General features: G+C 36.0%; 4 protein-coding genes. 1 reads left to right on the forward strand and 3 read right to left on the reverse strand.

What is annotated here, in order from left to right; genetic code table 11:
* On the forward strand, nucleotides 1-181 hold a 181-nt coding region (locus ABY905_RS15940; protein ID WP_372645659.1), incomplete at its 5' end, for a phospholipase A.
* Between the two features lie 7 nt (nucleotides 182-188).
* Here the strand turns inward: ABY905_RS15940 and ABY905_RS15945 are convergent.
* From ABY905_RS15945 to ABY905_RS15955, 3 genes are all read right to left on the reverse strand, one after another.
* Entirely contained in the window at nucleotides 189-698 is a 510-nt protein-coding gene (locus ABY905_RS15945; RefSeq protein WP_372645661.1) for a hypothetical protein, read from the reverse strand.
* A gap of 146 nt (nucleotides 699-844) precedes the next feature.
* Entirely contained in the window at nucleotides 845-1,273 is a 429-nt protein-coding gene (locus ABY905_RS15950; RefSeq protein WP_372645663.1) for a hypothetical protein, read from the reverse strand.
* A 248-nt stretch (nucleotides 1,274-1,521) separates the two neighbouring features.
* Nucleotides 1,522-2,844: hypothetical protein (locus tag ABY905_RS15955; protein ID WP_372645665.1), on the reverse strand; the 1,323-nt coding region annotated here is incomplete at its 5' end.

Consider the following 2,844-nt stretch of genomic DNA (forward strand, 5'->3'; position numbering starts at 1 on the left):
ACACTCCATGCGCTTTGGTAAGAATAATAGGGGAAGCTTTCAAATTGATTATGCCTTACAGATCTGGGATAATTTGAAACTCAATGCTCAACTGTTTCACGGTTATGGCGAGAGTCTGATTGACTTTAACCACAAACAAACAACTATAGGCATAGGTCTTTCGCTGACTCAGTGGCGATAGTTTGACATTATTTAGCTACCAATTTCATAACATACCACTCATCCATCATTTTATGAGAAAATTCAACATTCATGTATTCAGCCAGAACTGAAATGGTGCCAAAAGAACAAGCTAAAAATTCGTCGTAAGTAATATTATACATTGGACCTTTCTTAAACGACACGTCTACGTTTTTTAATTTAAACTCAAGCATTTTTTCGCTTTGTCTTACAATCTGTATCTCATTTTCAGGATACATTCCAGTTAAAATAAATAACATGCCATTGGCAAAAGCAGGAAATCCTTCAGCCGGATTCCAATAGGGTTTAAACAGCTTACCAATGTATTCGCCATATTCCTGAGGAGACACCCCTTGCGATTTTGCAAAACGAATACCAGCCAAGTCATAAGCGATGACATGATTGTATAGAATTTCTTGTTTTTGTTCAGGACTTACTTCAGGCACTGTAAATTTTTCCTGAGCATATAACTGACTTGTAAATAGCAAACCAATAATAAATAAGGCTAATTGTTTCATAATTAATCTGAATCATTAAATGAATTCTATATCGATGCCCAAATAGTGAGTAAGAAACGATGACATCAAATCATTCTATCCCCTTAAAACATCAACCCCACAATACAATATTCCGAGGTTGACTTTTGAAACTCAAAGATTAATAATTAATGGCACACAGTATGTCCAATAGTAATCTCTCCTGTAAACATGTTTAGCGTTAAGGTCCCATTGTAATGAGTTCCCATATTACCAATGAGGTTGTAATGCCAGGTTATAAAGTAAATTCCAGGCTCCCAAAAGGTTTTGTCGGTTTCTCTTACTTTAAAAACCTCCCCTGTTTTACTACTAGTTACTTGCCCCTTTAATTGAGTCACTTCTTTATAAGACACACCAGCTACGTAGCGAGATACGTAGTGAACACGTAATACGCCTCCCTCTAAAAAATCTACCTCTTCACCATCGCAATAAATGGGACCCCAATATTCACTTGTGTACCACCCTTGCTCAGCATTGTTTGCGTTGTCTTGTGCAATAGCATTTGTCCAGATTATACCCATAAAAAGGCATACCAATAAAAAGATTTTTGTTTTCATAATCGTAAGTGTTGAATGAATAGAAATTAAAATAAATAACATTCGCAAAAGGAGAAAATCCCTCAGGAGATTCCAAAAGCATTTAAACAGCTTACCAATGGTATTTTATTCATTCAAAGTTAGGGTCGTTTCATTCAATGGTGTAATACTGATGTTGCATCGTTTTACAAGTATGAGAAAAGCTTGAACTTATGGTGCACAATTGTATTTATGTGCGAAATGATTGGATATCGTAGGGGGATGAGGTCTTAATTATCCTTTAATATCTTGTTTTGCAACTCATCAAACCAGTTTTCAACGATGGTTAGTTCCCTTGAAGAATTACTAATATTTTCCGCTTTTAATACCAATATTTTTTGTCTGTTGGGACTCACAGCAAACGACTTAAGCGGCACATCAATAAAGCTGCTATTTGTAAACAAAAGGACTGGTTTTTCGAAATTAAAGGTTGAATCAATTTTAACTTTAGCTGCAAAAAACTGGAGATTATTTCTGTAAAATATTTCGTCCCCATCGAAAGACCAAAGTGGATCGAAGCCTAATCCATTCGATATATTCCACTTTTCCCCCTTAGGAGGATAGGCTTGTACAAATGTTTCTAAATAACCATTCTCATCGGTTAAGTAGGCGAAGTATTTTGAGTCTGGTGAGAAGTCAATTTGCGATTCGAAAAAATCGGTTTCAAGAACAGGGATTATTTTAGCGTCCTCAAACGAATAGACATATAAATTCTGGTTGGAATGAAACCCCAGATATTTATTGTCGGCCGACCAATCATTAAAGGATAAGATATTCTCGAATTCAAACACTCTTTTAATCTCTTCACTTCCATCAAGCGAGAAGGTCGTAATTTCCCTTGCATCTAATAAGGTATTTGAGAATGCTATTTTTTTACCATCTGGACTAAAAAAAGGACAACCACTTATTGAAGCCAGAGGAACCCTTGTTTTGTTTCCTTTTTTAAAATTATAAACATAGAGCTTATCCGATAGCTTATAGCTAAGGTTTTCGCCGGTTGATGAGATTGAAAATGAGCCATATTTTGCTGGAGGCAATGGCAAGGAATCAATGATCTCACCTTGTCTATTCACCCACATAAAGCGGGTTAAATTCGCGGCTCCTCCTTTGGCAAAAATCAAATCGCCATTATCCGAAATGGCAAACTGCCCAGAATAGCCATTTATCTCTGTTCTGATATTCTGGAATAAAGGCGTTGTTTTTCCAGTAATTTCACCTTTTTTATAATCAAAAGGAGTCACCATTAATTTGGACTCGTTGACAAATAAAAGATGTCCTGTTTTTATATAATGAACATTACTGCCTTTTTCACTAAGCATTTTTACTTCACCCGTCTTCAATGAAATGAAATCAAATTCATCTCCATTTCCAATGATATAATTTTCGTTGGGTAAAAATTTTGGGAAGGTTATCCAATCGATATAGTCCTTATTGTTGTGGTACAATTTAATCAGCCTGGGATTCCCCCCATTTTCGGAAACCACCCTTAAATTTGAGCCTTGATTGTCGGCATAAACAATGGAACCATTTTCAGCCCAGTCGCCACCAAAGGG

This window comes from Ancylomarina sp. (assembly GCF_041555295.1).
Classification (GTDB): domain Bacteria; phylum Bacteroidota; class Bacteroidia; order Bacteroidales; family Marinifilaceae; genus Ancylomarina.

Bases quoted from the DNA above. Each gene is read 5' to 3' on its own strand.
- ABY905_RS15950 (WP_372645663.1), bottom strand. From the start codon at position 1,273: ATGAAAACAAAAATCTTTTTATTGGTATGCCTTTTTATGGGTATAATC.
- ABY905_RS15945 (WP_372645661.1), bottom strand. From the start codon at position 698: ATGAAACAATTAGCCTTATTTATTATTGGTTTGCTATTTACAAGTCAG.